We start from the raw sequence: 25,418 nt of genomic DNA, 5'->3' as shown, positions 1-25,418 counted from the left end.
AAAAAGAAGAAAAAACCATATCCACTGATTCAAATTTTGAAATCAAAAAATCTGACAATCAAAGGACTCAAACTCCATTTCATTTTCCAAATTTTAACAATCAGATTAGTAATGTTGTACGGACTGTGTTTCAAGACAGTAAAGGCAATACTTGGTTTGGCACTCAAAATGGGGCATTTAAACTAACAGACAATTCATTAATTCATATTGATGGTATTAAAAGTGAATTAGGAAAAAGTGTTACTATAAAAGACATTGCCGAAGACAATGATGGAATAATTTGGTTTGGGCATACTGATGGTGTTAGTAGAATTGAAGGAGAGTTAGTAACAAATTATTACGAATCAGATGGCTTAAAAAGTAATGATGTTTCGTGTATAGAGACGGATGTCAATGGGAATGTCTGGATAGGAACTATAAAAGGAGTATGCATATTTGACGGACAAGGTTTCACTAATTTCGAACTACCGGAAGGGAAGATAGATACAACACTTGGCATATCAAGTACAAAAATGATTCACAGTATATTTGAAGATAGTAAGGATACATTATGGTTTTGTACTAATGCAGGCCTATTTTCGTATACAAATAAAAAGTTAAAGAATATATCGAACGAAGTAGGTATTCAAACTAATTTTATAAACAAAATAGTTGAGGGCAAGAATGGTGAATTTTGGGTTTCGACTTCTGTAGGCCTTTATCATATAAATGGAAGCAACCTTACCAATTTTTCAGAAATGCATTTTGAAGAAAGTAAAGGAACAGGCAGTATAATTATGGATTCTAAAGGTGATATTTGGTTTAATTGCTCTCGTAGTATATACAAAATAAATGGAGAGAAACTCACAGAGTATCGAATAGAAGAAGGAAATTATGGTCCACTGACTTTTCAAATTTATGAGGACCAGCAAAGTCGTCTTTGGTTTGTGGGATATGGTGGAGCATATCGCTATGAAAATGAAAGATTTATCAATATTACAGAAAATGGACCTTGGTAAAATAAACGAGCATCTATGAAAAAAAGTAGAACTACATATAAGACATCAATCCTTCTCTTACTGTTGCTTATTCATGTGACTTCCTGCAACTCAAAAAAGAATAACAATTCATCAAACAAAGAATTGCTTTCAACTAATCAAATCCCTACAATTGAAGACTCGCAAATAGGAGATTATGTGGTAAACGTATTTGAAGACTCAAAGGGAAATCTTTGGTTTTCAACCTTAACATATGGTTTAGCTAAATATGATGGCAACAAACTTACTTACATAACAAGCATCGGTAAACGCGTTGGCAGCATTGTTGAAGACAGTGAAGGCAATTTATGGTTTGGCACACATTCAGGTATTTACAAATATAACCCTTCGGCTACGCTCAGGACAGGCGATGAAACCTTCACGAATTATTCCGTGAACGATGGGCTTTGTGACAATTTAGTGTCCACTATTACAATAGATAAAAAAGGAACCATTTGGGTAGGAACTTGGGGAGGAATTTGCAAGTTTAATGGAACCAGTTTTATTCATTTTCCTATTCCAAATCCGGATATTGAAGTGCCTTCGTATCAAGAAACAACCAATTGGATCAGTGAAATCATGGAGGATTCTAAAGGAAATATGTGGTTTGCACGAGATGGCTATGGAGCAACAAAATTCGACCCTTCGGCTGCGCTCAAGACAGGCGGAAAAGCATTTACGCATTTCACCAAAAAAGATGGACTTGCCTCTAATAATGTAACCGATATTCAAGAAGATAAATTAGGTAATATTTGGTTTGCCTCAAGAATTACAGAAAAAGACCATCCAGATGAAACTAAAAAAAATGGACCAGGTGGTTTGGTAAAATACGATGGCTCCAACTTTATAGACTTTCCAGATTTAGAAGGTTTATATAACAGTGATGTATTTCAAATATATCGCGATTCAAAAGATAATATCTGGATAAGTGCACAAGGTCATGGTGTTTATAAATTTGATGGTCATAGCTTTATAAATTATAAGGCTGCAGAAAACACATCTACAAAAGCAGTTATGAGCATTTTAGAAGATAGTAAAGGCTCTATTTGGCTTGGTTCTGCAGGTGGATTATTTCGCCTTGATTCGCGCGTTATAACTAATATAACCACAAATGGCCCATGGTAACCGAAATTTTCTATTCCAATTAATTTTGGTAAATTAGTTTCCTATACAACCTGAAATCCTTAAGGCTGTTCGCAATTTAAAAAAGGAAAAATATGGAAGTTACTGCTAAAAAAAACGAACACGTTGCCAATATGATATTTGCTTCGGTTTATCCACATTACTTAACTAGATTAGAGAAGAATGGGAGAACTAAAGAAGAACTTTACCAAGTTATTGAATGGCTTACAGGTTTTGATGAAGATAAACTACAAACACTCCTTAAAGAGAAAGTAACTTTTAAAACGTTTTTTGAAAAAGCCGATATGCATTCCAATGCACATTTAATCAAAGGCGTTGTTTGTGGCTATAGAATTGAAGAAATAGCCGATGAATTTGAGGTATACAAACAATGTAGACGTTTAGAAAAATTGGTTGATGAATTAGCAAAAGGACGGAAAATGGAAAAAATTTTACGTGGCTGATACATAGAAATTAAAACGAAAAATATGTACGGAATTCAGTTGCCAAATCTACATTTTAAGTAAATAACAATCTTAATGGAAGCTGTTTGTTTTGCATGATAGAATTATGTAACTGAATATTTATTAATTAGAATTAGTGTAGATATGATGGATGTATATACACCAATGGCTATATATGTATGTTGTGGTACATTAAAACCAACCGCTAACCAATGATAAAATTCTTTAGAAATATTAGAAAAAACCTTCTCACAGCAGGTAAAACTGGCAGTTACTTTAAATATGCTATTGGAGAGATTATACTTGTTGTTATAGGGATTTTGATTGCATTATCAATAAATAATTGGAATGAAGAAAGAAAAGAGCTAAAATTAGAATCCAAATTCATTGAATTACTTAAACAAGATTTAAGTTCTGATTCTGAAAGTCTTGCTGAATTGGTTGAAATTTCTGATGCTTCAGTAATATCAAAAAATTTAATACTTGATTATCAAGACGGGAAAATACTCAAACCAGACTCATTGTCAACACATTTTTTACGAGCTGTATTCCATGGCATTCCAAGTTTTGTACCCAATAAAGGTGCTATTGAAGATATTCAAAATGCTGGTGGCTTATCGTTAATTAAAAATGAAGCGGTTAATAATCAAATTTTAAAACTCTATAATACGTATGAGCGATTTGAAAAAAATTTAGGACAACCCTATATAGAAAATAGAAATATTTCAAGACAATTAGTATTTCAAAAGGCAAACGGATTCTTTTTTAAGAGTGATTTTGCTGTTGATGAAGAAATTTTAAACAGCTTACTTTTAGATAGCGAAATCAAAAATAGATTAATAAATAATTGGGCTGTAACCTACAACGAAAGCATAAAAGAGGTACTCAAAATTAATAAAGAGACTATTGAGGTCTGTTTAGGTTACATTCAAGAAATAAATAATTAATAACGAAAGCACAACAAAGTACAGTATTAAAAAGCGCTCAATTCTAAATACATTAAACCATTCAATTTGCATTAAAATAAATTCAGAGCCCAATAAAATGGCTTTTATGCAAAAAACACTTTGCTAAAAATATATTGGGCGGCATGTGAATTAAATTTATTAAATTTGAAATAGTAACATTATTAAAACAAAACCTCACAACTGGATTACACAAAGCGCGTAATTAACTGTAACATTTAAAAAATAAATATCATGGCAAAAAGTCAAGACGCAAAGAAAAACGTAAAAAAAGAAGCTGCTAAAACGCCTAAAGAAAAAAAGGCTGCAAAGAGAGCCAAGAAGAATAAATAGTTTGGATGTCTCTTATGCAGAGCAACAATATCAAATTTTTAATAATTTAGAACCACTTTTTAACCGAAGTGGTTTTTATGTTTAAAAAACTGGGCGTTATTATTTCAGTATGTAGTATTTATATTGGATTGATTTTTTTCGTCAAGGTTATTAAGAATTCAACCATAATACGCGGAAAAACTAATATGACAAAGCGTTCTATCGCTAATCCATTAAAGTAATTCCATAAATTTTATCAATAGTATGATAAATTAATAGCTAAAGTTTCCTACCTCCAAGCTGTTTTAATTAATTATCTTCATGGCAATTAAAAAAAAAAAAAAACTATGAAAAAATTAAATGTAATGGTCATGATTGCTGCCTTATTCGCAGTAAATCTGATGCAAGCTCAAGAAGCCACGGAACCAAAGGAAAGCAAGTTTAGCGTTTTAGCGTTTGGTGGAATTGGTTATGGTATTATGGATAATGACAACCAGCCCAATTACAATATGAATAGCAATACAGGAGATTTATTGCTGAACTACAAAGTGCACTCCAAATTCGGAATTGCCACTGGTGTCGGTATAAATCAATTAAGCGGAAACGGTTTTAATGCCGTAGGCAATTTTTATCACGAACGGATAATGGTTAGAATACCGTTGCTCCTAACATTTGACAAGCCTATAACGGATAAATTCAGCATAGTAGGACACCTAGGACCTTATGCACAAACTATTTTTAAGGATGAATATTCTTTTAATACCGCTAAAATTGAAGATGTTTATGATGGGTGGAATTTTGGATTTCAATTAGGTCTTGGTTTTGTATACCAAATAGAACCACATTTTGGAGTTGGAATAAATTATACTGGTCAATCTGATTTCACCAATTTGGAAACCAGAAACAACTTCGTTTTTTCAGATGAACAGAAATTAAAAAACGTAAACACGTTTGGATTGATTTTACTATTTAATCTGTAAAAAATTAAGACGATAATCTGTTGTTTTAAGCAGAATTAAAACCACTTCTTAACGGAAGTGGTTTTTTTATTCTAAATCATCAACATCCTTTTCTTTCGGATTATACATAACAATAATCTGGATTACAATGGCCAAAAAAATCAACAGATATATTTCAATTTGCGTATATAATTCCACGGTATCAATGGCTTTATTACTAATGGATATTTGCCTTCCGCCTTCCTTCAACTGAATTTTAGATAATTCATGTAATTTTTTCTGTACTTCAGAAATATGATTGATAACGGGTTTCTTGGACTCAAAATTTGACAAGGTGAAAGCTTTTTCAGCAACCTTTAGAGCTTCAAAATTCTTTTTCAAACTATTAAAAACGCTCTGTTCTTCAGTGGTTAATTTGGTTTGTTCAAACCGATTAATTAAATCTTGAATATTGTTATTTAAGGTGTTATTCCGTTTCGAAAAAAATAGGGTGTCAGATAAAGCAATGGCCACCTCCTTTTCTTGAACAGGTTTTAAAATTTCAAAAATTAAATCGTTTGCAATTAAGCGGTCTTCATATATAGTGTTTATCGAATCCTTTACGCGAAGGAAATTATTTCTATCAATTAAATTGGTTGATACAATTAAAACAAAAACCATCAAAATACCCAATACCCATTTAATTTTGTTGTAGAACGCCATAACTATCGCTTTTTAAAATAAATTAATACCAAACACAAAAGTTGCCTTAAACTATACTTAAACTCCAAAATAAATCATCCTTTTGCACTTGCATCTTAATGATATACAAAGAACGATGATTTTTATATTTTATGCTATACAAATATAATTTTAAGGCGTACTTAAACATCACTTTCATTTCTTTTCTATAGAACCCATAACCATTTTACGTTTATTGATTTTTTTATTAATGCAATCAATTACGCGTAAATAACAAAAACAAAAAAAAATGAAAATTCGTAGTATTTTACATTTTTCTGTGTAAATTAGTGTAGCAATAAACCTGTCAATCTCATCCATTTCTGACATGAACAGTGAACAAAACACACTTTCAGCAATATTTAAAAACGTGATTTTTTCTTCGGAAGAAAGCCTGCTAATTGAAAGTAAATTTGAGAAAATTCAGTTAAAAAAAGGTGATATTTTATTGCGTGCCCAAGAAACTGTTTACAATCAATATTATGTTCAAAGTGGCTGTTTAAGAACCTATTTTATTGATACGATTGGAAAAGAGCACACCTTACAATTTGCCATTAATGATTGGTGGATTAGTGATTTTACCGCTTTTTTTACAACATCTTCATCCATACTTAACATTGAATGCATTCAAGATGCCACTTTATACAAAATTTCAAAAAAGGATTTGGATTCTTTATTTTTACGCATTCCAAAATTAGACACCTTTTTTCGAAAAAATTAGAAAGTGCATTTTCTAGTTTCCAAAAACGGATTCTATCTAGTTTGGTTAATTCGGCTTCAGAACGCTATGTTTCCTTTATTTCTGCCTATCCAAATATTGAGCAAAGCGTTAAAAATTACCATATAGCTTCATATTTAGGGATCACCACAGAAAGTTTAAGTCGCATAAGAAAAGAGTTAGCAAGAAATTGATCTCATCTCGATTTTCTTATCATACATCAATTTTTAGTACAAGTAATCGTTCTACCTTTGTTTTTTATATAACCGAGGAAAAAGCAATTAATGAAAAATGTACTTTTTGTATTAACAAGTCACGACAAATTAGGAAGCACAGATGAAAAAACTGGTTTCTGGATTGAAGAATTTGCTGCTCCTTATTATTTATTAAAAGATAAAGGCGTAAACATTACATTAGCGTCTCCAAAAGGTGGGCAACCACCAATTGACCCAAAAAGCGCGTCGCCTGATGCGCAAACACCTGCAACAGTCCGTTTTAATACGGATGCTGAAACACAGGATTTATTAGCACAAACGAAGTCTTTAAACACTATAAAACAAGCAGATTATGACGCTGTGTTTTATCCAGGAGGTCATGGCCCACTATGGGATTTAGCTGAAGATAAAAACTCTATAACATTAATTGAGTCTTTCTATAATAATCAGAAACCTGTTGCTTCTGTTTGTCATGCTCCTGCAATTTTCAAACACACCAAAAACACAAATGGCAAGCCTTTAGTTACGGGTAAAAAAGTTACAGGCTTTTCCAATTCTGAAGAAGCTGCAGTGCAATTAACAGACATTGTGCCATTTTTAGTAGAAGATATGCTAAAAGACAATGGTGGAATTTACTCTAGTAAAGCCGATTGGAATCCATATGCGATTGAAGATGGATTATTGATAACTGGTCAAAATCCAGCGTCATCAGAATTGGTAGCCGAACTATTATTTGAAAAAATAAAATAATTCATTTTTTACCGAAAGGTAGATTAATAGCAGCGACTTGGGTTTAGGCTCAAGTCGTTTTTTTTGTACTATAGTTTTAGAATAAAACCCATTACTAATTACACGATCCACTTCCTCCCAATTACAAAGTTGCTTCAAAAACTAATAGTACAACGCACCAAACTTTTCTTGTATCTTTGTGTCAAATATCCAATACATGTCATTTAAAGACTTACAACTTATTGATCCGCTTTTAAAAGCAATAGAAGAACAAGGTTACACCAAACCTACGGCTGTACAATTAGAAACCATTCCGCAGGTTTTAGCACGTAAAGACGTTATCACATCTGCGCAAACTGGAACTGGAAAAACGGCTGCCTTTGCATTACCTATTCTTCAACTTCTATCTGAAAAACAGGATGCGCCTCGTGGTTCAAAAACGATAAAAGCACTTATTGTAAGTCCAACACGTGAACTTGCTTTACAAATTGGAAACAATTTTAAAGCCTATGGTCGTCATACCAATTTACGAACGACGATTATTTTTGGTGGTATTTCTGAAATACCTCAAGTAGATGTGCTAATGAAAGGTGTCGATATTTTAATTGCTACACCTGGTCGTTTAATTGACTTGGAAAAACAAGGTGTGATAAAACTGGATGCTGTTGAAATGTTAGTTTTGGATGAAGCCGATTTAATGCTAGACATGGGTTTTATTGATGATGTGAAGCATATTGATAGTTTGTGTCCGAAAGAAAAACAGATTCTTTTGTTTTCGGCAACCATGCCTTATAAAGTAGAACAATTAGCAAATACACTACTAAAATGGCCTATTCGTATTGAAGTAACTACCACATCATCCGCAGCCAAAAATATTGGTCAAGTGCTCTATTATGTTCCAAAACGAAATAAAATTGAATTGTGCTTGCATCTACTTCGTAATGAGATAAAAGGTAGTATTTTAATTTTTAGAAGAACGAAATTTGGTGTGGATAAATTGGAATCTGCACTGACTAAAAATGGTTATAATGTTGAAACCATTCATGGTGATAAATCACAAACCGACAGACAGGAAGCCCTTAAAAAATTTAAAAATGGTCTGGTAAATATTCTAGTTGCTACCGATGTTGCTGCTCGTGGAATTGATATTAACGAATTGGATGCCGTTATTAATTTCGACTTACCAAATATACCGGAAACCTATGTTCATCGTATTGGTCGTACAGGTCGCGCAGGAAGCACAGGAATGGCGTATTCCTTTTGTGGAGCCGATGAGAAAAATTATGTGACTACCATTCAACAATTGCTTCAAATTGAAATTCCAGTTGAAGAAAGTCAGCCGTATCCGTTAGATCCTAAAGAGAAAGCAATCACACATAAATCTAAAGACGCATCATCGGATAGCAAGCATAAAAAAGGTAGAAAAAGTGCAGCATCTAGAAAGAAAAAGAAACGTTGGTATTAGTGATAAATATACAAGTATGACATTATTTCTTGTTCAGACTACAATTTTATAAATTGTATCTTTATTTTTTAACATCATATATTTACCCATGCTCAAGCCCTACTTACTTATATTTTCTCTTGCTTTTACTACGCTAGGAATGGGACAAATAACCATTCAAGACAGTAAATTAGAAATACCTATTTCATACGCAACGGTTTCTTTTGGTGACGGTCAAGGTTTGTTTGCTGATGATGAAGGTCTATTTGTTTTTACCGAAAAGTTATATCCTGATATCGACTCTTTATATGTTTCCGCTTTAGGCTATAAGAGCAAAACCATCACAACTGCTGGTTTAGGGAAAATCATTTTTCTAGATGAAGAAGTCAGCGAATTAGATGAAGTTATTCTCATTGCTGAAGGCCGAAAATTCAAAGAAGAAACCCTCAAACCATATTTAGATGACGATTATTATTCCTGTTGGTTGCCAACCATAGAATCGGAAATAGCAGTGTATTTCAACAGTCCAGATCCTGCGTTATTAAAATTGAGTACCATTCATTTTCCAATTACTTTAGAATCTAAAGACTGGGAAAAACGAAATCGTAAAAATGCCGAGAAGAAAGCGTTTTCGACTTTATTTAAAGTGAAAATCTACAAAAATGATAATGGAATTCCTGGTCAAGTTTTAACCTATGAAAATATTGTTTTTCGTGCCACCGAAAAAGGTGGTGATGTTTATAATCTGGATGTCAGCGCTTATAATATAACTATTCCTTCAAATGGATTCTTTGTTTCGCTTCAAGTTTTGGGGTATACTGACAAGGCTGGTAAGTTGTTACCCAATAAAAAATATAAGGAACTAAAAAGTTCTGAAGGCGTCGTAAAAATACCAACAAATTTCAGACCATTATTACCATTTACAGACGAAATAGATGCGCATAACACCTATATAAAACGCGTGTTTATTAGCGGAAATAATTGGGTTCAATTTAAACAAGGTAATATAGAATCTGGCTTGCTTAAAAAAGGATTAAATAATTATGGAATTGGTTTTACCTATAAAATATACAAAGATGAATAGCCCTTGGCATTTATATTTTATGGCAGGTATGTATATTTTTGCTGGCATGATGCATTTTATAAAACCTAAAATGTATATGCGGATTATGCCTCGTTATTTGCCAAACCATAAATTGTTGGTTTATTTAAGTGGCATAGCTGAAATACTTTTAGGTTTGGTACTTTGTTTACCTAAAACAAAAAATATAGCTATTTACGGCATTATAATTATGCTGGCCATTTTCCTAATAGTTCATTTTTATATGTTATCGGGTGAAAAGGCATCTGCTGGAATTCCAAAATGGATTCTGATCTTTCGGATTCCCATGCAATTCGGACTTATGTATTGGGCTTTTTGGTATTTGTGAAATAATAAAAATCGAACATGTTTTATTCAACCAAAAAATTAAAATAGGTACTTGGAAAAGGCTCACCACGTAACGTAAAATGCCACCATTCTTGTGGGTAATTTCTGAATCCGTGTTTTTGCATTATGGTTTGCAATAACTGTCGATTTTTCTTCTGCACATCTGATAAATCTTGATACGCAACCCAAGACGGTTCTCCAAAAAAATCATACGGACTTCCCATATCCAAGGGTTCCAAAGTATTGGCATTAATAATTGTTAAATCAACCGTACTTCCACGACTATGCCCAGAACGCGAAGCAATATAACCATCTCGAAATAAATGGCGTTTTTTTACTTTTGGATAAAATGATTCTTTATTTTTAATGTCATCTAAATCTTTTGCCCAACGTATAAAATGATTAACTGCACGTTGTGGTCTGTACGCATCATAAACACGTAGGCATAAATTATGTTCAGCCAACTCGTCCTGAACTTTTTTCAAAGCTTCGGCTGTTAGTTTGGTAACAATTAATGTATTGGCATGATATCCTGAAATGGTATCACCCACAAAATTGTTAGTAGAAAAATAGCGTAATTCCACATCAATATCAGGAATAACAGATTTGGCATACACAAAACCTTCCGGTAAGGTTTGCTTTTGGGTAAAAGCCAAACTGACAACAACAACGAGAAATAATAGTATTTTGTTTTTCATAATCAATCCACTAATTTAGAAAAAAATAAAACATGGACTTATTTTCTGCTGACAAAACTGAATTTCATTTACCACAAGCAGAACTCTTTTATTTACCACATTTCTATAATCCGCAAAAAGCCAACAAATTATTTGAAGTTTTAAAAGAAACGATCAGCTGGCAGCAGGATTCTATAACGGTTTTCGGAAAAACACATCCGCAACCACGACTCACTGCTTTATACGCTAATAATGAGAAACCATACTCCTACGCCAATATTATCATGCAACCAAAGCTGTTAACATCAGAATTACAAAAAATAAAAATTGATATAGAAAAAATAGCCAAAGCAGAATTTACCAGTGTTTTATTAAATAGATATAGAACTGGAACTGACAGCAATGGCTGGCATGCCGATAATGAAAAGACATTAGGAAAAAACCCAATCATTGCATCTTTGAGTTTAGGTGCGCCTCGGTATTTTCATTTTAAACATCGCACAATTAAATCTGAAAAGCATAAGTTATTATTAGAATCTGGAAGCTTGTTAATAATGGCTGGCGAGATGCAGCATCATTGGCTTCATCAAATTCCGAAGACGAAAAAAGAGGTTGGCGAACGAATCAATCTAACATTTCGCAAAATATGATAACAAAAAAAAACCGAGGTCCCTCAACCTCGGTTTAGTTTTATTTGCAACTTATTATGCTGTAAGATTTAGGGTCTCTAATATCAACGACATAATGCAAATATTAATTAATTAATCCATTGAACTAAAAAGTATGTCTCTTAGTACACTTCAAATATAAAATTACTTTTGAGTATCAACGTTTAAATACCGTTATTTTCGATGAAATGCATATAATTTTAACATTTATCGATTAAATAACTTATTTAATCGATGAAATGCACAATAAATAAATTGATATTTTAATGAAAATTCCAAATAGGCATATCTAAAAATTGTACTTTTACGTTGTATCATTTAATGTGTTACGCATTCATGTTTTCAATATAATATTACTATGAAATTATTCTGTTCTATTTTACTACTTTCATTTACGCTGCAATTAGCTGCTCAAGAATCTAGCACAATTCAAGAAGAACTTGAAATATCACCTTTTGTTGACGGTTCCCTTTTAACCCCAACCCATGATAGCAAAAACGTATTAGCCATTATTATTGGCGATTATGGACCAATTGATAGAAATGGAAATCAGAATTTTCAAAAGAATAACAATTTAAAAAAACTGGCATATAATCTAGCTGAAAACGGTATCAGCTCTTTCAGATATGACAAACGCATTGTTAAGCAAATAAAAAAAAGGCCGTGTCAATGCCAGACTAACTTTTGACGATTTTATAAAAGATGCCAAAGACGTCTTAAATTATTTTGTAGATAAGAAAAACTACAACTCCATATATATTATAGGTCATGGACAAGGTAGTTTAATTGGTATGCTAGCAACTGATAAACGTGTTGCTGGTTTTATATCCCTTGCTGGATCTTCAAAAACAATCGATCAAGTGATTTTAGAACAAATAGAACAAACAGCTCCTGGATTAAAACCAGATGCCGAACGTGTTTTTGATGTGTTAAGATCTGGAAAAACAACCAATGATTTTCCACAAGCACTTTCCAATATTTTTAGTTTAGAGACTCAAGAATTCATGAGTAATTGGATGCAGTATAATCCTGTGGAAATTATATCAACTTTAGAGCAACCCATACTAATAATAAATGGGACTATAGATTTCCAAGTGTCTACCGAAGAAGCCGAACAACTTCAAGAAGCTTCAAAAAAAGGAGATTTGAAAAACATCACGAATATGAATCATGTTCTGTTTATCATTGAGGGTGGCGATTTAGAAAATTCAAAATCCTATAATGAATCTTTTCGTCCGTTGGCTCCTGAACTTATAGAAGCACTTAACGTTTTTATCAAATAGAACTTAAACCTTCATATGTACTTCAAAAAAAGAAAGCACTCTAAAAAGAGTGCTTTCCTTACTAACCAACCAAAAATATGAAATGTTATTGTTTTTAATTAGAGTAACCACACACTAATTAAAGTTAAGTTACAATAACAATAATACTATTTCAATAGTCGTGCCAAAAATGATTTGCAGGATAAAAACTTTATACATATCTTTATGATATCAATTTAATATCATAATAAATTAACTAATCATGAAAGAAGAGAAAATTATTAAACCAGCAAACGGCTACTTAATGTTGTTTGTATTCCTAGGGTTGTTTTTTGGAAGTATTGCTGTTGCTATAGCTACAGAAAACCCAGCCTTTATTGCCATTGTTGTTATTGCTTTATTTATTGCACCTGGTTTTCTCATGGTCCAACCAAATGGTTCTCGTGTACTCCTGTTATTTGGAAAATATGTTGGCACCATTAAACAAAATGGTTTTTATTGGGTAAATCCGTTTTTTACCAAGAAAAAAATATCATTACGAGCCAGCAATTTTGATAGTGAACGTTTAAAAGTTAACGATAAACTCGGAAATCCTGTCATGATAAGCACCATTTTAGTTTGGCGTGTTCAAAACACCTATAAAGCCGCTTTTGATGTAGATAATTACGAAAATTTTGTCCGCGTACAAACCGATGCTGCCGTTAGAAAATTAGCCAGTATGTATCCATATGATAATTTTGCAGATGAAGGCTTAGATGAAGATATTACTTTACGCTCCAGTTTAAATGAAGTGAGCGTTGCTTTAGAAAAAGAAATTGATGAACGCCTATCTATTGCAGGAATTGAAGTTTTGGAAGCACGAATTGGTTATTTAGCCTATGCGCAAGAAATTGCAAATGCCATGCTAAAACGGCAGCAAGCAACGGCTATTGTTGCAGCAAGACATAAAATAGTTGAAGGTGCTGTGAGCATGGTTGAAATGGCACTTCATGAATTAAGTAAAAAAAACATTGTGGAATTAGATGATGAGCGAAAAGCTGCCATGGTGAGTAATTTAATGGTTGTTTTATGTGGTGATAAGGATGCATCTCCAATTGTAAATGCGGGAACACTAAATATGTAACTAAATAGATATGAAACGATTTGTATTAGTTAATGGCTATGTAGAACTAACTAATGACAAAATATTAGTAGATGAAAAATCGAAAGAAATTAAGGATAAAGGTGGCTTTATTGGCATTTTGTTTATTATCATAATTGTTGGGCTTTTTCAGGACATTAAGAAGTATTTTGAGTTTACTAAAAATTCAGATTATGTCGGTTTCGGTATTCGAGCATTAGGGTTTTTGGCTATACTTTATTTGATATATTATTTTATTTTCAAAAAAGCGTGGTCTAAAAACATAACTATAAACACGATTAAAAACATAAAAATTGAAGATGGCGAATTTGAAACCGAAGTTATAATTACCTTTTTAAATAATAGGGAAAAAGCGCTACAGTTCAGAAAATTAGAAAATCAATTAGAACCATTTTTAGAAGAATTAAAAAAGAGAAACTCACGAATGCAAATAACACATGAAAGAATATAAAGTAGAAGTACCGCAATTAGGTTGGAGAAACCGTATGCAAAGTTTTGAAGATTTAATCAATCAATATGGTCGTGAAGGCTGGCATGTGATTCACATTGCAGTAAATTATACCAGTGTGGTATTTGAACGTGATAAAAACAGATAATTATGAAAAAAATCAACTTCTTAATTGTTTTACTTTTTGCTAGCCAATTAATTATGGCTCAAAAACTGATTACTTCAGAAGAAATCATGCTTAAAAATGATAGCATTATTTTACCAGGCACACTGACCTATAATAAAGAGCTAGAAAGACAACCTCTTGTTATTTTTATCCATGGTTCTGGAAATGTTGATAGAAATGGTAATCAGTTAGGATTAGCAAATGCCAATTATATCAGACAATTAGCAGATAGCTTAAATCGACGGGATATTGCTTTTTATCGGTATGACAAACGATCTTCTAATTGGTTAAACCTGCGTTTTATGATGAAAGATTTAGATTTCGTCCGTTTTGCTGATGATGCAAAAATAGCCATCAATTATTTTAAAGAAGATAGACGCTTTTCAAGTATCACGCTTATTGGACACAGTCAAGGCTCATTAGTTGCTATGTTAGCTTCTTCAGAACATGTTGACAAATATGTCTCTTTAGCTGGACCAGCAGATCCAATTGATGTAATTATGACGAAGCAATATAAAATTCAAAATGATTCGTTAGGTAAGAAAGCCGAAGCTCATTTTAAAGAATTACGAGAAACAGGAAGTATTGAAAAGGTGGATCCGGAATTAGCAGCTATTTTCGTCAAACCCAATCAAGGTTTTTTTAAGTCTTGGATGATTTATAATCCTTCTGAAGAACTTAAAAAACTCAACATGCCTATTTTAATTCTAAATGGCGATAAGGATTTACAAGTTTTTGAGAGTGATGCTGAAAATTTACACAAAGCCAATCCGAAATCTAAATTAATGATTATTCCAAACATGAATCATGTGTTAAAGCGAATAGATCATGATGAGGACAATGAGAAATCTTATAAATCACCTGATTATCCCTTATCCGAAATTCTCATAAACACGCTGGAAACATTTATAAAAAAAATAGCATGTCCAAGAAAAAAGCCTTTGCATTACGAATGAATGAAGAGATGCTCAAAGCCGTTGAAAAATGGGCTTCTGATGAGTTCCGGAGCACCAATGGCCAGATTGAGTGGATGCTTATGCAATACCTTAAAGAAAACAATCGATTACCAAAATCGAAAAAAGATACTCCAAATAAAAGCGACTCCTAGAGTCGCTTTTTTTAACCCGTTTATTTTGGTATTTTGCAGACTTAAATAACCAACCATGCAAGAACCAATTTTCACAAATGATACGATTGTCTTCGGACTTTTAATGCTCACACTCGGATTCATTTTTTATACCGAATCCATAAAAACAGGGTTTTGGCCTAAATTCTACAAAATAGTACCAGGTTTATTTATGGCTTATATGTTACCAGCCGTATTAACGACTTCCGGATTGATTGCTCCTGAATGGGAAACCGTTAACGAAGCTGGCGAAATAACCAAAGAAAGTACCAGTCTTTATTATATGGCAAGCCGTTATTTACTACCTGCTGCCTTGGTACTAATGACCTTGAGTATCGATTTAAAAGCCGTATTTAATTTGGGTTGGAAAGCTTTAGTTATGTTTTTAACGGGAACGTTGGGAATTGTTATAGGTGGACCTATTGCAATCCTATTAATCTCCATGGTATCGCCAGAAACTGTTGGTGGTGCTGGACCAGATGCTGTTTGGAGAGGACTATCGACTCTTGCAGGAAGCTGGATTGGTGGTGGTGCCAACCAAACCGCTATGTTAGAAATTTATCAATACAATCAATCTGAATATGGAAAAATGGTATTTGTAGATATCGTGGTTGCCAATATTTGGATGGCTATTATTCTAATAGGTATTGGTCGTTCAAAAGCCATCGACAAATGGTTACGAGCAGATAATTCAGCCATTGAAGCTTTAAAAGATAAAGTCACTTCGTTTTCTAAAAGTGTGAATCGTAATCCATCATTAACCGATATTATGATTATTGTGGCAATTGCTTTCGGAACGGTTAGTATTGCCCATATTGGTGCCAATATTTTAGCGCCATTTTTTAGTGATGTGGTGAGTGGTATAGAATCACAAACTATGCGAAATACATTTACCTTTTTAGATTCGCAATTCTTTTGGATGATTAGTATTGCCACATTAATAGCCATTCTACTTTCTTTTACCAAAGCGAAAAACTATGAAGGTGCAGGAGCTAGTAAATTTGGTTCGGTATTTATTTATATTCTGGTTGCTTCCATTGGAATGAAAATAGATTTAGCCTCTATTTTTGATAATCCTGGACTGATTGCTGTTGGCTTAATTTGGATGACTATTCACGCCATTCTACTAATTATTGTTGCCAAACTGATTAGAGCACCTTACTTCTTTTTAGCCGTAGGAAGTCAAGCCAATGTTGGTGGTGCAGCCTCTGCTCCTATTGTAGCATCGGCTTTCCATCCATCATTAGCAACCGTTGGTGTACTATTAGCTGTGTTTGGTTATGCCATAGGAACCATAGCTGCAATAGGTTGTACAATTTTAATGCGATTAGCAGCAGTTGGTTAGTATTTAAACAATAATTATAAGATATTTGCGCCCTAAAATTCTAAAAAAACAATGAAGAATATATTCATAATACTTGGTTTATTACTAGTAGTTTCCTGCGGAGAAGAACAACATGATTTAACGGTTAAAGGCACGATTAAAGATTTAAAAAAAGGAACTCTTTATCTTCAGAAAATTCAAGATTCCACTTTAATAACTGTCGATTCTCTAACCATAAATGGTGAATCTACTTTTGAACTTCATGCTGATTTAGAATCTCCTGAAGTCTTCTTTCTACATTTAAACAAAACGAATGAAGATGCTTATGGTAAAATCTCCTTTTTTGCGGATAAAGGCGTAACTGAAATTAATGCCAATTTAAAAAACTTCGAATTAAATCCTGAAATTAAAGGCTCCAAGCAGCAAGTCATTTTTGAAACCTATTTAAAAATGATGGATAGGTATAATGATAAAAATTTAGAATTGATTAAAAACGAAATAGACGCGAAAACCCAAAACGACTCCATGCTTATGGCAGCAAATATGAAAGCTTACGAGAATCTTCTAAAAAGCAAATATTTGTACACCGTAAACTTTGCTATTCAAAACAAAGACAGTGATGTTGCTCCTTATGTGGCTTTAACTGAAATTTACGATGCCCAAATAAAATGGTTGGATACGATTAATAATTCGTTGACTCCAGAAATTAAGGCGTCAAAATATGGTAAGGAATTGGATGCTTTTATTAAGGAACGGAAGGGGAATTAAAAAAAATAATTATATCCAACTTTAACAATCCTATGAAAAGATTAATATTGTTTTTAATTTTAACCGCATCAACTTTCATTGGATGCAAATCAAAAAAAGCTCTGGTTTCAAGTAATGATGTCTATGTTGTAAAAAATGACACCCTTTACAGGTTGATTGATCAACTTTGTGGAGATTGGAATTTGATAGGAAAAGAAGAAAAGGAACTAAATGAGCAAGGAATTTGGTTAACATCCATGTCAATTGACTGTTATAATTTAATGACATTTAAAAATTCTTACGAGGAGGTTCTTCCAAAAATTATATCTGTGAGTTCAAGAGATTTAAAAAAATCTGAATTAATTAACCAGTTAAGTATCAGAAAAGGACTTTTAATGGCAGAAGTAGGCACGGAGTTTCCAAACTCCTCTAGCCATATTTTTCTTAAAGAATCAGATTCCGTCGTAATCTCAAAAGTTGATGATTACTATGGTTTTCAATATTTAAACCAAGATCAAGAAATGTTTTTACCAATTATGACATTAAATGATTCCATTTTGATTTTATTGGATGGCAGACAATACAATCGTGATCTATAAATACGTTTGGCACTTAGTCCTACAAAGAAAAAAGTAAAAGCAGTTGTCAAGAAATCATAACTTTAAAATCTTGGCAATATGGACTTGCTATAACTTTTATCACTGAGTTGTCATTATATAAATAATGCTGCACTTCAATAAAAAAACTACTTTTATAATCTAAATAATATGTCATGCAAATATTCGCCTATACCAAGCAGGCTTATCCTTTTTATTATGAGAATTTAAAAAAGGTTTTAATACTTTTCTGCTGTGTTTCTATCGCGAGTTTTTTATTCACCTATTTGTTTGAGCCATTTGCCATGAATCCAGATGAACACAAAATTGATGGTTTATGGATTATCATTTTACATGCCTTTATTCCCATACCAATTACTGTAATTTATCTATCCATACTTAACAAACTGGTGATTGACAAAAGGTCTTGGACACTTGGTAAAGAATTTTTACATCTTTCTCTTATTCTCCTTATTATTGGACTTGTTGATTTTATTTTACGTGATGCCATCTATAAAAATCCTGATAATTGGTCATTTCGATATCTTTGGGAAGAAATTCGGAACACATTTTTAGTTGGTAGTTTACTACTCATTATTATACTACCACTAAATCTTGAACGCCTTTTGAATAAACATTTGAATTTTTTAAAAAGGCTACCTAATCAGCAATCAATTACAGCAGCTAAAACTTCTATTCAAATAGAAACACCCATTTCGGGAGAGCAATTTGAATTAGATATCCATGATTTTCTTTTTGCAAAAGTTGAAAGCAACTACATTGAAATTGTTTGCCAGACGGCAAACGGATTCGAAAAATTACTAAAACGTTTAACATTAAAAGAACTTGAAGAGCAGCTACGTCCTTTTCCATTTATTTTTAAAACACATCGTTCTTATTTAGTAAACCTACATGCTATCAGTTCCATTTCAGGTAATGCACAAGGATATATCCTGCATTTAAAGCAGTATTCTGAAAGCCATATTCCCGTTTCTAGATCTACAATTCAAGAGTTTAATCGCAAATATTCCCTTTTAGATAGGCATTAAGTTGTATTCTATCACTAAACGTTGTTATTGGTCACTTGAACTCCAACTACATTGATTTTGTTTTTATGTTTGTACACATAAAAAACAATTGTGGATACAAATTCTAGAAGATACGATTTAGATTGGCTGCGCGTCATTGCTATTCTTGCCGTATATTTTCATCATTTATGTATGCCTTTTAATGGCGACGATTTTCATATAATGAATGCCGAATCAAGTAAGCTGTTAGATGATATTATGGTGTTCTTTGAACAAGTTAGACTTCCTTTGCTTTTTCTAATATCAGGAACAGGAACCGTTTTAGCTTTTTCCAAAAGAACCTGGAAACATTTTTTTTAAGGAACGATCAAGCAGACTTCTTATTCCTTTATTCTTCGGTACCTTATTCATCGTGCCACCACAAACTTATTTCCAATATATTAACGAATATAGTTCTTACTGGGAACTGTATAAAAATGGGAACTTTGAAATCAATCACCTCTGGTTTATTGAAAACCTATATGTGATTTCCATAGTGCTCATTCCATTAATACTGTTTTTAAAATCAGAAAAATCTCATCGGATTATAGCTTGGTTTGAAAACGTAAGTTCTTATAAAATTGGATTTTTACTAGGTGCATTGCCTTTAATGATAATAACCATCCTGCTTAAAAAACAATATCCAACGGGTTCATCATCCTTGAGCAACTTGTCAAACACTTTTTTGGATTCCTATTTCTTTATTTCTGGAATTTTATTGGCAAGCTCCCAAATATTTTGGGGAAATTTACTGAAATTTAGACACTTCCACTTTGTCATGTTTGCCGTGAGCAGCTTGCTATTTTATAGTTACTATTATCTACCTAACGATTATATAGCCTCATATTTAAGCATTTCCACCCGATGGGCAATTTGGTACAGCCTGTGTTGCCTACTAGGTTGGTGTGCTGTATTAACGTTGTTGGGTTATGCTCAAGTTTACCTAAACAAAACTAGTTTATGGTTGAAAAAAATGAACGAAGCCATATATCCATTTTACATATTGCACCAAACTGTTCTAGTTGTTTTTGGATATTACATTATACAACTCAATTTAAATATTCCTATTAAAATTATACTCCTTTTTGTTAGCTCATTTGTGATTATTGCTTTCATTTATCGCTATTTAATTTACCCTTTCAAAATTCCGAGGATATTGTTTGGAATGAAAAAGCAAACGGATGAAAAACAGAATTAATACAAATGAATACATCAAACCTCATATTGGTTTTTTTTCTGTATTACCTAGAGTAAAAAATAAAACCGATTTATTGTTCCAACAAAAATTTATAGAAAACAAAAAACTCCAAACTATTTCTAGTATTGGAGTTTTAATTTAAGAGCCGATGGAGGGACTCGAACCCACGACCTGCTGATTACAAATCAGCTGCTCTAGCCAGCTGAGCTACATCGGCTTAAAAAAATATATCAATAATTTCTACTTTACAATTCGAAACCATAACCTCCCAGATTTATAACGGGATGTTCTAGCCTCCCGATAGCTATCGGGATGAGCTACATCGGCCAAACAGGCTGCAAATATAATCGTGAAAATTAAATTTGCAACTATTTTTTTCTATTTTTTATCCTAGCTTATTAATCTTTTCGATTAACGCACGTCCTTTTTCTTCAAGTTCGGCATTAATAGCTTTAAAGTGTGCCTTTTTATCTTCAACACCTCTATCATTTACTTTAACAATTAAAGTATCAAACGTTGCGATAGCTTCGTCTATAATTGCTTCACTCTTTTTAGTATCCTTGCTTGTGTTTGTATATTCCCAAACGTAAACTGCTTCAATAATATCACCTAAAACATAATTAATGTCTTTTTTTAGGTCTCTTTTATTTGCCATAATAGTAATTTTAAAATTTTTACAAAAGTAGTTAATTTAATTGTATTCCCGATATTTAGACGCGCTATTTAAATGGAAAGAAATTAATTTTTAATTACACGTAAACTTCTAGCAATGTGGCATTATCAGTCACTAATTCAAAACTCTTTAAAGTGGCTGGCACTAATACGGTTTCACCCGTTTTTAAAGTAGTACTAAATCCATTTGATTTAACAGTTACGTGTCCTGAAACACACATATAAATAAGGAAAGAATCTTTGCTATTTGTTTTGATTATCGTTTGGGTAAGTTTCAAATAATTAGTGGTGAAATATGAACAACTAACCATAGAGTTATTCTTGTTTTCGGATTTTGAATAGTTAACTCTGAAATTTTCAGGCATATTAAAATTGAAAGCATCTAAAGCCAAATCGTTATGCAATTCGCGTTCATTGCCAGAATCATCCACGCGATCCCAATCATAAACACGATAGGTAATATCACTAGTTTGCTGAATTTCGGCTAACAACACACCTGCTCCAATGGCATGCACTCTACCAACATCAATAAAATAAGCATCGCCTGTTTTAACGGTATCAAAATTTAAAATTTTAGGAAGTGTTTTATTTGCTAAATGCTTCAGGTAGGTTTCTGAATTCATGGTCTGATTAAAACCAACTATTAATTTCGCATCTGGATCGGCTTGCATGACATACCACATTTCAGTTTTCCCAAAAGAGTTATGTCGTTTGGCTGCTAATTCATCATTAGGATGTAATTGAATAGATAAATCTTCTTTAGCATCAATAAACTTGATAAGTAAGGGAAACGTGTTGCCAAATTGCTTATAGTTTTTTTTTCCTAATAAATCAGCTTTATAGGTGCTTATCAGGTGTTTTAAGGATTGTCCTTCCAAATTACCATTCGCAACTATAGAAGTATCACCATCCACATCACTAATTTCCCAGCTTTCACCAACATTTTTAACCGTTGATGCTTTATTGAGAAAATTCTTCAGTTTTTCTCCACCCCAAATTTTATCTTTTAAAATGGGTGTAAACTTTATGGGATAGAGTTGGCTTTTCATAAATTATTTACCAGCATAGCTTACAAAATTCCGAGGTGTTTCATAAAGTGTAATTTCCAATTCTAAATTAGTTGCTAAATGAGGTCGCAATTTATTGAAAATAACCACCACAATATTTTCAGCTGTTGGATTTAAATCTTGAAATTCAGGAACATCAACATTTAAGTTTTTATGATCGAAAGCATCTTCAATCTCCGATTTTATTAAATCTTTTAAAATTTTCATATCTACGACATAACCTGTTTCTGGATCAATTTTGCCAGTCACGCTTACAATTAACTCATAATTATGACCATGAAAATTAGGGTTATTACATTTACCAAAAACCGCATCATTCTTTTGGTCAGACCAATCTTTTCGGTATAACCGATGCGCTGCATTAAAATGTGCTTTTCTACTTACAGTAACTTTCATGATTCGGTAATATTTATATGTTCGTAGAATTTTTCGAATATAATTTTAAACCAAGCCGTGTATAAATCGGGCTTCATTTTCAAATCTGCTTTAACAGCATCTAAAGTCATCCACTTCCAAGCTGCTACTTCCTCTGGATTAATTTGTGGTGATTCATTAAAATGTCCAATCAGAATATGATCGAATTCATGTTCTGTCAGTCCATTATCAAAAGGTGCTTTGTAAATAAATGAGATAGATTCCTCCAAATCCGTTACAAAACCCATTTCTTCTTGAAGACGACGTTTTCCTGCTTGGATATTACTTTCTCCAGCACGCTGATGACTACAGCAGGTATTAGTCCATAAACCAGGTGAATGATATTTATGCTTGGCACGTTGTTGAATCATTAATTCATTTTTATCATTAAAAACGAATACCGAAAATGCACGATGTAACAGGGCTTTTTCATGAGCTTCCATTTTACCCATAAGCCCAATTTGCTCATCGTTTTCATTAACTAAAATAACTTGTTCTTCAATCATACTGTAAAAATACCAAGTAAAATTTTAAAAATACGTCAATCTTATCATAAAATTAAAAAGCAACAATTGCTTATTCAATTTTGTCTATATATAATGTATCTTTGCAACCCATTTTAATTGAGAATATGAGCTTTATATCAGAGATAAACAGACGACGAACTTTTGGAATTATTTCGCATCCAGATGCCGGAAAAACCACTTTAACTGAAAAGTTATTACTATTTGGTGGTGCCATTCAAGAAGCAGGTGCTGTAAAAAGTAACAAAATTAAAAAAGGTGCCACGAGTGACTTTATGGAAATAGAGCGTCAACGTGGAATTTCTGTTGCGACTTCTGTTTTAGCGTTTGAATATGATGGTATTAAAATAAATATTCTTGATACACCAGGACATAAGGATTTTGCTGAAGATACCTTTAGAACGTTGACAGCTGTTGATAGTGTTATTGTAGTGATTGATGTAGCGAAAGGTGTGGAAGAACAAACCGAAAAGTTAGTTGAAGTTTGCCGCATGCGAAATATTCCGATGATTGTGTTCATTAACAAAATGGATCGTGAAGGTAAAGATGCTTTTGATTTGTTGGATGAAGTAGAACAAAAATTAGGTTTGCATGTCGTGCCCTTAAGTTTCCCAATTGGTATGGGTTATGACTTTAAAGGAATTTATAACTTATGGGAAAAGAATATTAACTTATTTAGTGGTGACAGCCGTAAAGATATTGAGGAAACGATTGAAATTTCGGATTTAGAATCGCCTGAACTTGATAAATTGATTGGTGAAAAAGCAGCTAATACATTACGAGAAGAAATAGAATTAGTAGAAGGTATTTATCCAACTTTTGACAAAGAAACTTACTTAAGTGGTCAACAACAACCTGTATTTTTTGGTTCAGCTTTGAATAATTTTGGGGTCCGCGAATTATTAGATTGTTTCGTAGAAATTGCTCCAAAGCCAAGACCTAAACAAAGTGAAGAACGACTTGTAAAACCAGACGAAAAGAACTTTACAGGTTTTGTATTTAAAATTCATGCCAACATGGATCCGAATCATCGTGATAGATTGGCTTTTATAAAAATTGTGTCCGGAAAGTTTGAACGTAACAAGCCGTATTTACACGTTAGAAATAATAAAAAACTAAAATTCTCAAGTCCAAATGCCTTTTTTGCTGAAAAGAAAGAAATTGTAGATGTATCCTATCCTGGTGATATTGTAGGCTTACATGATACGGGAAATTTTAAAATTGGTGACACGTTAACCGAAGGCGAAAATATTAATTACAAAGGTGTACCAAGTTTTAGTCCAGAACACTTTAGATATATTAATAACGCAGACCCATTAAAATCCAAACAACTCAATAAAGGTATTGATCAATTAATGGATGAAGGTGTCGCACAGTTATTTACTTTAGAACTAAATGGCAGAAAAGTAATTGGAACCGTTGGCGCTTTGCAGTACGAAGTAATTCAATACCGTTTGGAGCATGAATATGGTGCCAAATGTACTTATGAAAACTTAAATGTTCATAAGGCCTGTTGGGTTGAAGCCAAAGATGTGAAAAGCGAAGAATACAAAGAATTTTTACGCGTTAAGCAACGATTTTTAGCGAAAGACAAACAAAATCAATTAGTGTTTTTAGCCGATTCACCCTTCTCTTTACAGATGACACAGCAAAAATATCCGAATATAAAATTCCATTATACGTCGGAATATAATTAACAAATCATGTAGATCATCGAAAAAATGATAAATAACTTGCATTTAATCGAATTTTAAATACCTTTAATCGATAGAACAACTATTTTTTATTATCATTCTATACATTTTATATAACATCATAACTCCAAATCGTGATTTACTATGAAAACAAAAGACCATGTTTTCAGTAATAAAGATATTACTGTAACCTACAACCCAACCGTATGTACAAACGCTGAACGCTGTGCTTTAGAGCTTTCTAATGTTTTTAGGCAATGTGTAATTCCTTGGATTGATTTAGAAGCAGATTCCAACGAAAACATTATTAATCAGATAAAGAAGTGTCCATCTGGAGCTCTTCAATTTCATTTAAATAAAAAAGAAGCGTGTTAAAACACGTAATTATTATAAACTAAAAAATCCCTTAATATAAAGGGATTTTTTTAGTTTAAGCTTGACCAGTTGGTCCAAAATTTAATGGAATTGGAGGTTGCTCGTAATTAAAACATTTCGAGAACCTCTGTCCAAAGTCAATATCAATTATTAAGCTGA

Annotated in this window: 32 protein-coding genes and 1 tRNA gene; 26 read left to right on the top strand and 7 right to left on the bottom strand. The window is 32.6% G+C overall.

Translation table 11 applies throughout. The features are described 5' to 3' along the window. From GK51_RS01780 to GK51_RS01760, 5 genes are all read left to right on the top strand, one after another. Positions 1 to 998, top strand: a 998-nt coding sequence (locus GK51_RS01780) for a ligand-binding sensor domain-containing protein (RefSeq protein WP_048331360.1), incomplete at its 5' end; no start/stop codon positions are given. A gap of 15 nt (positions 999 to 1,013) precedes the next feature. After that, the gene (locus tag GK51_RS01775) at positions 1,014 to 2,141 is read left to right on the top strand and encodes a ligand-binding sensor domain-containing protein (protein WP_082132698.1); all 1,128 of its coding nucleotides are present in this window, start codon (positions 1,014 to 1,016) and stop codon (positions 2,139 to 2,141) included. 92 nt (positions 2,142 to 2,233) lie between these two features. Then, positions 2,234 to 2,602 carry a DUF2200 domain-containing protein gene (locus GK51_RS01770; protein ID WP_048331356.1) on the top strand — a complete coding sequence of 123 codons (369 nt, stop codon included), beginning with the start codon at positions 2,234 to 2,236 and terminating at the stop codon, positions 2,600 to 2,602. Between the two features lie 212 nt (positions 2,603 to 2,814). Further along, on the top strand, positions 2,815 to 3,549 hold the full coding sequence (locus GK51_RS02445; RefSeq protein ID WP_053069208.1) for a DUF6090 family protein: 735 nt from the start codon (positions 2,815 to 2,817) through the stop codon (positions 3,547 to 3,549). Positions 3,550 to 4,226: 677 nt separating this feature from the next. Next, complete coding sequence (locus GK51_RS01760) at positions 4,227 to 4,859, top strand: outer membrane beta-barrel protein (protein WP_048331354.1); 633 nt, start codon at positions 4,227 to 4,229, stop codon at positions 4,857 to 4,859. Between the two features lie 66 nt (positions 4,860 to 4,925). Here GK51_RS01760 and GK51_RS01755 read toward each other — a convergent pair whose 3' ends face one another. Next, entirely contained in the window at positions 4,926 to 5,540 is a 615-nt protein-coding gene (locus tag GK51_RS01755) for an MCP four helix bundle domain-containing protein (RefSeq protein WP_048331353.1), read from the bottom strand. A gap of 388 nt (positions 5,541 to 5,928) precedes the next feature. On the opposite strand from GK51_RS01755, the gene GK51_RS02535 reads away from it, so the two are divergent. The 5 genes from GK51_RS02535 (at position 5,929) to GK51_RS01730 (ending at position 10,094) form a co-directional block, all read left to right on the top strand. Further along, on the top strand, positions 5,929 to 6,279 hold the full coding sequence (locus GK51_RS02535) for a Crp/Fnr family transcriptional regulator (protein WP_231575834.1): 351 nt from the start codon (positions 5,929 to 5,931) through the stop codon (positions 6,277 to 6,279). A 281-nt stretch (positions 6,280 to 6,560) separates the two neighbouring features. Then, positions 6,561 to 7,241, top strand: coding sequence for a type 1 glutamine amidotransferase domain-containing protein (locus GK51_RS01745; protein WP_048331351.1), 681 nt, complete (start codon positions 6,561 to 6,563; stop codon positions 7,239 to 7,241). 196 nt (positions 7,242 to 7,437) lie between these two features. Next, entirely contained in the window at positions 7,438 to 8,685 is a 1,248-nt protein-coding gene (locus GK51_RS01740; protein WP_048331349.1) for a DEAD/DEAH box helicase, read from the top strand. 88 nt (positions 8,686 to 8,773) lie between these two features. Beyond that, positions 8,774 to 9,748, top strand: coding sequence for a hypothetical protein (locus tag GK51_RS01735; protein WP_231575833.1), 975 nt, complete (start codon positions 8,774 to 8,776; stop codon positions 9,746 to 9,748). Further along, the gene (locus GK51_RS01730) at positions 9,741 to 10,094 is read left to right on the top strand and encodes a DoxX family protein (RefSeq protein ID WP_048331345.1); all 354 of its coding nucleotides are present in this window, start codon (positions 9,741 to 9,743) and stop codon (positions 10,092 to 10,094) included. The genes GK51_RS01735 and GK51_RS01730 overlap by 8 nt, the downstream gene beginning before the upstream one ends. Before the next feature lie 22 nt (positions 10,095 to 10,116). On the opposite strand, the gene GK51_RS01725 is transcribed toward GK51_RS01730, so the two are convergent. Continuing rightward, positions 10,117 to 10,791 (bottom strand): M15 family metallopeptidase, encoded by a 675-nt coding sequence (locus GK51_RS01725; RefSeq protein WP_048331343.1) that lies wholly within the window; start codon positions 10,789 to 10,791, stop codon positions 10,117 to 10,119. A 32-nt stretch (positions 10,792 to 10,823) separates the two neighbouring features. Here GK51_RS01725 and GK51_RS01720 point away from each other — a divergent pair, with 32 nt between their 5' ends. From GK51_RS01720 to GK51_RS01665, 14 genes are all read left to right on the top strand, one after another. After that, the gene (locus tag GK51_RS01720; RefSeq protein ID WP_048331341.1) at positions 10,824 to 11,420 is read left to right on the top strand and encodes an alpha-ketoglutarate-dependent dioxygenase AlkB family protein; all 597 of its coding nucleotides are present in this window, start codon (positions 10,824 to 10,826) and stop codon (positions 11,418 to 11,420) included. A 376-nt stretch (positions 11,421 to 11,796) separates the two neighbouring features. Beyond that, on the top strand, positions 11,797 to 12,126 hold the full coding sequence (locus GK51_RS02530; protein WP_231575832.1) for a hypothetical protein: 330 nt from the start codon (positions 11,797 to 11,799) through the stop codon (positions 12,124 to 12,126). Positions 12,127 to 12,229: 103 nt separating this feature from the next. Continuing rightward, complete coding sequence (locus GK51_RS02525; RefSeq protein WP_231575831.1) at positions 12,230 to 12,721, top strand: alpha/beta hydrolase family protein; 492 nt, start codon at positions 12,230 to 12,232, stop codon at positions 12,719 to 12,721. 241 nt (positions 12,722 to 12,962) lie between these two features. Beyond that, positions 12,963 to 13,823 carry an SPFH domain-containing protein gene (locus GK51_RS01710; RefSeq protein WP_048331339.1) on the top strand — a complete coding sequence of 287 codons (861 nt, stop codon included), beginning with the start codon at positions 12,963 to 12,965 and terminating at the stop codon, positions 13,821 to 13,823. A gap of 10 nt (positions 13,824 to 13,833) precedes the next feature. Continuing rightward, positions 13,834 to 14,292 carry a hypothetical protein gene (locus tag GK51_RS01705; RefSeq protein ID WP_048331338.1) on the top strand — a complete coding sequence of 153 codons (459 nt, stop codon included), beginning with the start codon at positions 13,834 to 13,836 and terminating at the stop codon, positions 14,290 to 14,292. Next, entirely contained in the window at positions 14,279 to 14,437 is a 159-nt protein-coding gene (locus GK51_RS02490; RefSeq protein ID WP_156179536.1) for a DUF4177 domain-containing protein, read from the top strand. The genes GK51_RS01705 and GK51_RS02490 overlap by 14 nt, the downstream gene beginning before the upstream one ends. 2 nt (positions 14,438 to 14,439) lie before the next feature. Beyond that, positions 14,440 to 15,411 carry an alpha/beta hydrolase gene (locus tag GK51_RS01700; RefSeq protein ID WP_048331336.1) on the top strand — a complete coding sequence of 324 codons (972 nt, stop codon included), beginning with the start codon at positions 14,440 to 14,442 and terminating at the stop codon, positions 15,409 to 15,411. Beyond that, on the top strand, positions 15,378 to 15,563 hold the full coding sequence (locus GK51_RS01695) for an Arc family DNA-binding protein (protein WP_048331334.1): 186 nt from the start codon (positions 15,378 to 15,380) through the stop codon (positions 15,561 to 15,563). Before GK51_RS01700 ends, GK51_RS01695 begins: the two co-directional genes overlap by 34 nt. A gap of 55 nt (positions 15,564 to 15,618) precedes the next feature. Then, positions 15,619 to 16,926: a DUF819 family protein gene (locus GK51_RS01690; protein ID WP_048331332.1), complete on the top strand. Its 1,308-nt coding sequence runs from the start codon at positions 15,619 to 15,621 to the stop codon at positions 16,924 to 16,926. Between the two features lie 51 nt (positions 16,927 to 16,977). Beyond that, complete coding sequence (locus GK51_RS01685; protein ID WP_048331330.1) at positions 16,978 to 17,673, top strand: DUF4369 domain-containing protein; 696 nt, start codon at positions 16,978 to 16,980, stop codon at positions 17,671 to 17,673. Positions 17,674 to 17,705: 32 nt separating this feature from the next. Beyond that, entirely contained in the window at positions 17,706 to 18,251 is a 546-nt protein-coding gene (locus GK51_RS01680) for a hypothetical protein (RefSeq protein ID WP_048331328.1), read from the top strand. Between the two features lie 173 nt (positions 18,252 to 18,424). Then, a complete protein-coding gene (locus GK51_RS01675) occupies positions 18,425 to 19,297 on the top strand; it encodes a LytR/AlgR family response regulator transcription factor (protein ID WP_048331325.1) in 873 nt (290 codons plus the stop codon). Positions 19,298 to 19,387: 90 nt separating this feature from the next. Beyond that, positions 19,388 to 19,636: an acyltransferase family protein gene (locus tag GK51_RS01670; RefSeq protein ID WP_048331323.1), complete on the top strand. Its 249-nt coding sequence runs from the start codon at positions 19,388 to 19,390 to the stop codon at positions 19,634 to 19,636. Positions 19,637 to 19,688: 52 nt separating this feature from the next. After that, the gene (locus GK51_RS01665) at positions 19,689 to 20,513 is read left to right on the top strand and encodes an acyltransferase family protein (RefSeq protein ID WP_048331321.1); all 825 of its coding nucleotides are present in this window, start codon (positions 19,689 to 19,691) and stop codon (positions 20,511 to 20,513) included. Positions 20,514 to 20,656: 143 nt separating this feature from the next. Here GK51_RS01665 and GK51_RS01660 read toward each other — a convergent pair. The 5 genes from GK51_RS01660 to idi all read right to left on the bottom strand — a co-directional run bounded on the left by GK51_RS01660 (position 20,657) and on the right by idi (position 23,172). Beyond that, positions 20,657 to 20,730: transfer RNA gene (locus GK51_RS01660), tRNA-Thr, on the bottom strand. A 168-nt stretch (positions 20,731 to 20,898) separates the two neighbouring features. Then, on the bottom strand, positions 20,899 to 21,168 hold the full coding sequence (locus GK51_RS01655) for a hypothetical protein (protein WP_048331320.1): 270 nt from the start codon (positions 21,166 to 21,168) through the stop codon (positions 20,899 to 20,901). 94 nt (positions 21,169 to 21,262) lie between these two features. Next, positions 21,263 to 22,234, bottom strand: a complete 972-nt coding sequence (locus GK51_RS01650) for a type I phosphomannose isomerase catalytic subunit (protein ID WP_048331318.1) — start codon at positions 22,232 to 22,234, stop codon at positions 21,263 to 21,265. 3 nt (positions 22,235 to 22,237) lie between these two features. Further along, positions 22,238 to 22,648, bottom strand: a complete 411-nt coding sequence (locus tag GK51_RS01645; protein WP_048331316.1) for a 6-pyruvoyl trahydropterin synthase family protein — start codon at positions 22,646 to 22,648, stop codon at positions 22,238 to 22,240. Beyond that, positions 22,645 to 23,172 (bottom strand): isopentenyl-diphosphate Delta-isomerase, encoded by a 528-nt coding sequence (idi, locus tag GK51_RS01640; protein WP_048331315.1) that lies wholly within the window; start codon positions 23,170 to 23,172, stop codon positions 22,645 to 22,647. The genes GK51_RS01645 and idi overlap by 4 nt, the downstream gene beginning before the upstream one ends. A 125-nt stretch (positions 23,173 to 23,297) precedes the next feature. Between idi and GK51_RS01635 the strand changes: the two genes are divergently transcribed. Together GK51_RS01635 and GK51_RS01630 are read left to right on the top strand one after the other, a co-directional pair. Then, complete coding sequence (locus tag GK51_RS01635; RefSeq protein WP_048331313.1) at positions 23,298 to 24,887, top strand: peptide chain release factor 3; 1,590 nt, start codon at positions 23,298 to 23,300, stop codon at positions 24,885 to 24,887. Positions 24,888 to 25,028: 141 nt separating this feature from the next. Continuing rightward, the gene (locus tag GK51_RS01630; RefSeq protein WP_048331311.1) at positions 25,029 to 25,259 is read left to right on the top strand and encodes a (4Fe-4S)-binding protein; all 231 of its coding nucleotides are present in this window, start codon (positions 25,029 to 25,031) and stop codon (positions 25,257 to 25,259) included. The last annotated feature ends 159 nt before the right edge of the window (positions 25,260 to 25,418 follow it).

This window comes from Bizionia psychrotolerans, from assembly GCF_001039595.1.
This window is presented reverse-complemented; position numbering and strand designations above follow the sequence as displayed.